At 64.7% G+C, this 6,361-nt stretch carries 4 protein-coding genes; all 4 read right to left on the bottom strand.

Annotated elements, in window-relative coordinates; translation table 11 throughout:
- The coding region (locus tag ACLP9N_RS17525) for a hypothetical protein (protein WP_442408613.1) at positions 1-315 on the bottom strand (315 nt) is incomplete at its 3' end.
- 54 nt (positions 316-369) lie between these two features.
- Positions 370-3,867 (bottom strand): DNA-directed RNA polymerase subunit beta, encoded by a 3,498-nt coding sequence (gene rpoB, locus ACLP9N_RS17520; RefSeq protein WP_442408612.1) that lies wholly within the window; start codon positions 3,865-3,867, stop codon positions 370-372.
- A gap of 418 nt (positions 3,868-4,285) precedes the next feature.
- Positions 4,286-5,296, bottom strand: a complete 1,011-nt coding sequence (locus tag ACLP9N_RS17515) for an ABC transporter ATP-binding protein (protein WP_442408611.1) — start codon at positions 5,294-5,296, stop codon at positions 4,286-4,288.
- A 130-nt stretch (positions 5,297-5,426) separates the two neighbouring features.
- Positions 5,427-6,361: carotenoid oxygenase family protein (locus ACLP9N_RS17510; protein WP_442408610.1), on the bottom strand; the 935-nt coding region annotated here is incomplete at its 5' end.

Raw genomic sequence — 6,361 nt, 5'->3', positions numbered from 1 at the left:
GCCGCGGTGATCTTGTTTCATGATCCACCACCCTGAATTCACCCCTGCCCCGACCACCTTGGCCCTGGTGACCTCGACGCCGCAGCGCTCGCAGATGATGCCCTTGAACCGGACCCGCTTGTACTTGCCGCAGTAGCACTCCCAGTCGCGAGTCGGTCCGAAGATCTTCTCGCAGAACAGGCCGTCCTTCTCGGGCTTCAGCGTGCGGTAGTTGATTGTCTCCGGCTTCTTGACCTCGCCGTAAGACCATTGCCGGATGTCCTCCGCGGTGGCCAGGCCGATACGGAGTTCATCGAAGAAGTTGACGTCGAGCACGTAACTCCCTTTCCCCTTGCGGGTTTGTAAAAATAAGGACCGGTTCGCGAACGATCAAGCAAGATCTTCGACGGACGCAGATTCGTTGCGCGACAAGTTGATTCCCAGGTTTGCCGCAGCGCGCTCCAGGTCCTCGTCCTCGCCTTCGCGCAGCTCGATGGCCGCGCCGTCGGACGAGAGCACCTCGACGTTGAGGCACAGCGACTGCAGCTCCTTGAGCAGCACCTTGAACGACTCGGGAATGCCGGGCTCGGGGATGTTCTCGCCCTTGACGATCGCCTCGTACACCTTGACCCGGCCGACGGTGTCGTCGGACTTGATGGTCAACAGCTCCTGCAGCGTGTACGCCGCGCCGTAGGCCTGCATGGCCCAGCACTCCATCTCGCCGAACCGCTGGCCACCGAACTGCGCCTTACCGCCCAGCGGCTGCTGGGTGATCATCGAGTACGGGCCGGTGGAGCGGGCGTGGATCTTGTCGTCCACCAGGTGGTGCAGCTTCATGATGTACATGTAGCCAACGGTCACCGGATACGGGAACGGCTCACCGCTGCGGCCGTCGAACAGCACGGCCTTGCCGTCGCCGTCGACCATCACCTCGCCGTCGCGGTTGGGCAGCGTGCAGGACAGCAGGCCCTGCAGCTCCTCCTCCTTGGCACCGTCGAACACCGGCGTCGACACGATGCCGTCCGGCTCGGCACTCTGCAGCTCCTTGGGCAGGTTGGCCGCCCAGGAGGGCACCCCCTCTGAAACATTGATGTTCCAGCCGGACTTGGCCACCCAGCCCAAATGGGTCTCCAGGATCTGGCCGATGTTCATCCGTCGCGGCACACCGTGGGTGTTCAGGATGATGTCCACCGGGGTGCCGTCCGGCAGGAACGGCATGTCCTCGGCCGGCAGGATCTTGCCGATGACGCCCTTGTTGCCGTGCCGTCCGGCCAGCTTGTCGCCGTCGGAGATCTTGCGCTTCTGGGCCACGTAGACCCGGACCAGCTCGTTGACGCCGGCGGGCAGTTCGTCGTCGTCCTCGCGGGAGAACACCCGGATGCCGATCACCTTGCCGGACTCCCCGTGCGGCACCTTCAGCGAGGTGTCGCGGACCTCACGGGCCTTCTCGCCGAAGATCGCACGCAGCAGCCGCTCTTCCGGGGTCAGCTCGGTCTCCCCCTTCGGGGTCACTTTGCCGACCAGGATGTCGCCGTCGCGGACCTCGGCACCGATGCGCACGATGCCACGCTCGTCCAGGTCGGCGAGCACCTCATCGGAGACGTTCGGAATGTCCCGGGTGATCTCCTCGGCGCCCAGTTTGGTGTCGCGGGCGTCGATCTCGTGCTCCTCGATGTGGATCGAGGTGAGCACGTCCTCCTCAACCAGACGGTTGGAGAGGATGATCGCGTCCTCGTAGTTGTGGCCCTCCCACGGCATGATCGCCACGAGCAGGTTCTTGCCCAGCGCCATCTCGCCGTTCTCGGTGCAGGGACCGTCGGCGATCACCTGGCCGGCCTCGACGCGGTCTCCCGCGTCGACGATCGGGGACTGGTTGGCGCAGGTGCCGTGGTTGGAGCGGGCGAACTTGCGCATCCGATAGGTGCGCCGGGTGCCGCTGTCGTGCATCACGGTGATGTAGTCGGCCGACACCTCCTCGATGACGCCGGTCTCCTCGGCGACGACGACGTCGCCGGCGTCGATCGCGGCACGCAGCTCCATGCCGGTACCCACCAGCGGCGCCTCGCTGCGCACCAGCGGAACCGCCTGGCGCTGCATGTTGGCACCCATCAGGGCCCGGTTGGCGTCGTCGTGCTCGAGGAACGGGATCATGGCGGTGGCCACCGACACCATCTGGCGCGGCGAGACGTCCATGTAGTCCACCTCGGACGACGGCACGTACTCGACCTCGCCCGCCTTGCGGCGGACCAGGACGCGTGGCTCGACGAACCGGCCGTCGCCATCGATCGGCGAGTTGGCCTGCGCCACGACGTGGCGGTCCTCCTCGTCGGCGGTCAGGTAGTGGATCTCGTCGGAAACCACCCCGTCGACGACCTTGCGGTAGGGCGTCTCGATGAACCCGAACGGGTTGACCCGCGCGTACACCGACAGCGAGCCGATCAGACCGATGTTCGGACCCTCTGGGGTCTCGATCGGGCACATCCGGCCGTAGTGCGACGGGTGCACGTCACGGACCTCTAGCCCGGCGCGCTCACGTGACAGACCGCCCGGCCCCAGCGCCGACAGCCGGCGCTTGTGGGTCAGCCCCGACAGGGGGTTGTTCTGGTCCATGAACTGCGAGAGCTGGCTGGTGCCGAAGAACTCCTTGATCGCGGCGACGACGGGCCGGATGTTGATCAGCGTCTGGGGCGTGATCGCCTCGACGTCCTGAGTGGTCATCCGCTCGCGGACCACGCGCTCCATCCGCGACATGCCGACCCGGATCTGGTTCTGGATCAGCTCGCCGACGGTGCGCAGGCGGCGGTTGCCGAAGTGGTCGATGTCGTCGGTTTCCACCGGCACCTCGACGCCGCCGGGGACGGTCATCGTGGGCTGGCCCTCGTGCAGGCGCACCAGGTACTCGATGGTGGCGACGACGTCCTCTTCGGTCAGCGTCGAGCTCGTGATCGGCTCACCCGCGTGCAGGCCGAGCTTCTTGTTGACCTTGTACCGGCCCACCCGGGCCAGGTCGTAACGCTTCTCTTTGAAGAACAGGTTCTCCAGTAGCGTCTGCGCGGACTCCTTGGTCGGCGGCTCGCCCGGGCGCAGCTTGCGGTAGATGTCCAGCAGCGCCTCATCGGTGCCGGCGGTGTTGTCCTTCTCCAGCGTCGACATCATGATCTCGGAGAAGCCGAACCGCTCGTGGATCTGCTCGTTGGTCCAGCCCAGCGCCTTGAGCAGCACAGTGACGGGCTGGCGGCGCTTGCGGTCGATGCGGACACCGACGGTGTCGCGCTTGTCGACGTCGAACTCGAGCCACGCGCCGCGGCTCGGGATCACCTTGACGCTGTGCAGCAGCTTCTCGGTGGACTTGTCGATGCTCTCGTCGAAGTACACACCCGGGGAGCGCACCAGCTGGCTGACCACCACACGCTCGGTCCCGTTGATGATGAAGGTGCCCTTCTCGGTCATCATCGGGAAATCACCCATGAACACCGTCTGGCTCTTGATCTCACCGGTGTTGTTGTTGATGAACTCGGCCGTGACGAACAGCGGGGCCGCGTACGTCATGTCCTTGTCTTTGCACTCGTCGACCGGCGCCTTGACCTCGTCGAACCGCGGGTCGGAGAACGACAGCGACATCGAGCCGGAAAAGTCCTCGATCGGCGACAACTCGTCGAGCACCTCTTCAAGGCCGCCCTTGGGGGTGACCTCTCCGCGCTCCACCGCGCGCTCGCGCCAGCCGGGCGAACCGATCAGCCATTCGAACGAGTCGGTCTGCACGTCAAGAAGCCCCGGAACCTCAAGTGGTTCACGAAGCTTGGCGAAGGAAATTCGGTTGGGCGCTCCGGGTACGGAGTTGTTAGAAGAACTTTGTGGGCGATCCGTCTTGCTCTGGCGATCTGCCAAGATGCATCCTTCCAGCACCTCGTGCGACTCACGAGAACCGGGGCCACCGGGCCTGTTCGCCGCGACAATTGTGTTAACTCGGCCGGCGGACGATCTGCCCGTATCCCACGCGCGCAACTAAACAGCTGAGCCAAAAAGGGGGCTCAGGCAAAGACCACGGTGTCAAGTGGCGGGTGAGGTGGGCAGGAAGTAGCCAGCGCAACGTCCAACAATAGCGCAGACGCGCGCATTCCTCAACAACCTATCCAGGGGGCCTTGACACTAGGTGGACGCTGGCTGGCGATTCTCGAGTTCCCCCTCGACGGACAGGACACATACTGCCCAACAGATTGACCCGTTTGCGCCCGTCAGTCAAGGGCAGACACGTCAAGTTATCGTGAAACTTGCGAACAAATTCCCTTCTGTGGGCAGCATGGTCCTACCCGCCGAACTCGTTCGCAGCGTACTTGTGCGTGCCCTCCAGATCGTCGAGGATCGCCGCCTGCGCAGTCTTTGGCAGCGTGTGCAACATCGCCCGCACCCGCGCCTGGCGCCGGGCCACCGCTTTGCGCTCCGGCATGCCCGGCGACGCGACGATCTGCGGCGGCACGCCCTCGATTTCCTCGACACCGCCGGCGTGCTGACCCGCATCGAGCGCGGCCTGCTCTTCGGCCATGGTCGCCTCGTCCTTTTCCTCGGACATGCCGATCGGCCCGATGCGGCGGCCGTTGAGGAATTGCCGCACCACTGGCTCGTCGCTGGTCAGTAGCACCTCGCGGGGGCCGAACATGACCAGGTGCCGGCGGAACAACATGCCCATGTTGTCCGGCACGGTGCGGGCGATGTTGATGTTGTGCGTCACGATGAGGATGGTCGCGTCGATCTGGGCGTTGATGTCGAGGATCAGCTGACTCAGGTAGGCGGTACGGACCGGGTCCAGACCCGAGTCGGGCTCGTCGCAGAGAATGATCTTCGGGTCGAGCACCAACGAGCGTGCCAGGCCGGCACGTTTGCGCATACCGCCGGAGATCTCGCCGGGGAACTTCTTCTCGTCTCCACCAAGCCCGACCATGTCCAGCTTCTCCATGACGACGTCACGGATCTCGCTTTCCTTTTTCTTGGTGTGCTCACGCAGCGGGAACGCGGTGTTGTCGAAGAGGTTCATCGAGCCGAACAGTGCGCCGTCCTGGAACATGACACCGAATAGCGTGCGGATCTCGTAGAGCTCCTTGGCCGAACATTCGATGATGTCGGTGCCGTCGATGACAATGGAGCCACGTTCGGGCCGCAGCAGACCGATGAGGGACTTCAGGAAGACCGATTTGCCGGTACCCGACGGCCCCAACAGGACGCTGACCTCCCCAGCGGGGACTTCCAACGTCACGTCTTCAAAAATCCTCGAGGACCCGAAGGACTTGGTGAGTCCATTGACCTCGATAGCGATGCCCATAGGGAATCCTTCCGTCGACGCGCATACCGCCACCTGCCCCTTTGTGTGGCTTGAGTCACTGTAGCGCACGCCGGCGGCGCGACATCAGGGTTGCACAGATAACGATCCTGCCCGGGCTTTGTTGCGGCCTTTAGGCAGAAGCCGCCCAGTTGCCGTGAAAGCCCATCGGTACCCGCTGCGGCAGGTGCACGGTCGCCACCGTCTCGAGCGTTTGGGCATCCACCAGCAACAACTGGCCTTCGTCTCGGCTGCGGTGAGAGCCGTAGCCCATGAGGATCCCGTCGTCTTCGGAGTCTTCAGGGCCGGCCGCTCCGGCCGACGGGTTCGGCACGAAGCACACTTCACCCAGCAGCAAATCGGGATCGAGTGCGGCGACCGTTGTGGACCCGGTGGCGTAGTCGTGCTTGTACAGCGACGACACCAAATCCGGGCCACCCGCGGCGGCGAACCCTCCGTCGATGCCGACGGTGTAGCCGAACCGGTGCCGTGCGCCGGTTAGGTTCTCGTTGATTCGAGGAAATTCCTGGGGCCGATCGTCGCGGCATTCGGTGCTCACCGCGCCGGTCGCCAGGTTGATGGTCCACCGGTCCAGGGAGGGCAGGCTCTCGCCGGGACCGCGCCGGTCACGGTCGAACATCCGCGAGTAGCGCACCACGTCGAGCACCAGCACCTCTTCAGTACCGCGGGCCCCCTCACGGATTTCCGAGTAGGCGTTGAGCGGGTGGTAGACGTAGCACGGCTCGATGTCGAACCAGCGGACTGAGGCCTTGCCGGCGTTATTAGCGCCGGCATCGCGAGGCATCACGCCGACGCGCGCCGGATAGTCGTTGTTCCAGGCATATGGGAGACCGGACGAGCGGCGCCTGTCCCGGTTGGCCCTCGCGGCGATCGGGCTGGGGATCCGGACGCGTCCGAGCACCGACTGCACCACCAGCCGGGCAGGCAGTTGCAGCCAGCGCGGCACCGACGCGGGCATCACCTGTACCGGGTCGAATGTCACCGGCAGGTCGTAGATCACCACGTATTTGTCGGTCAGCGAGAAGTCGTGCATCATCGGCGACCCGG

The sequence above is a fragment of the Mycobacterium sp. genome (assembly GCF_052144515.1).
GTDB lineage: Bacteria > Actinomycetota > Actinomycetes > Mycobacteriales > Mycobacteriaceae > Mycobacterium.
The sequence above is the reverse complement of the archived record's forward strand: the minus strand, read 5'-3'. Positions and strand labels throughout refer to the sequence as shown.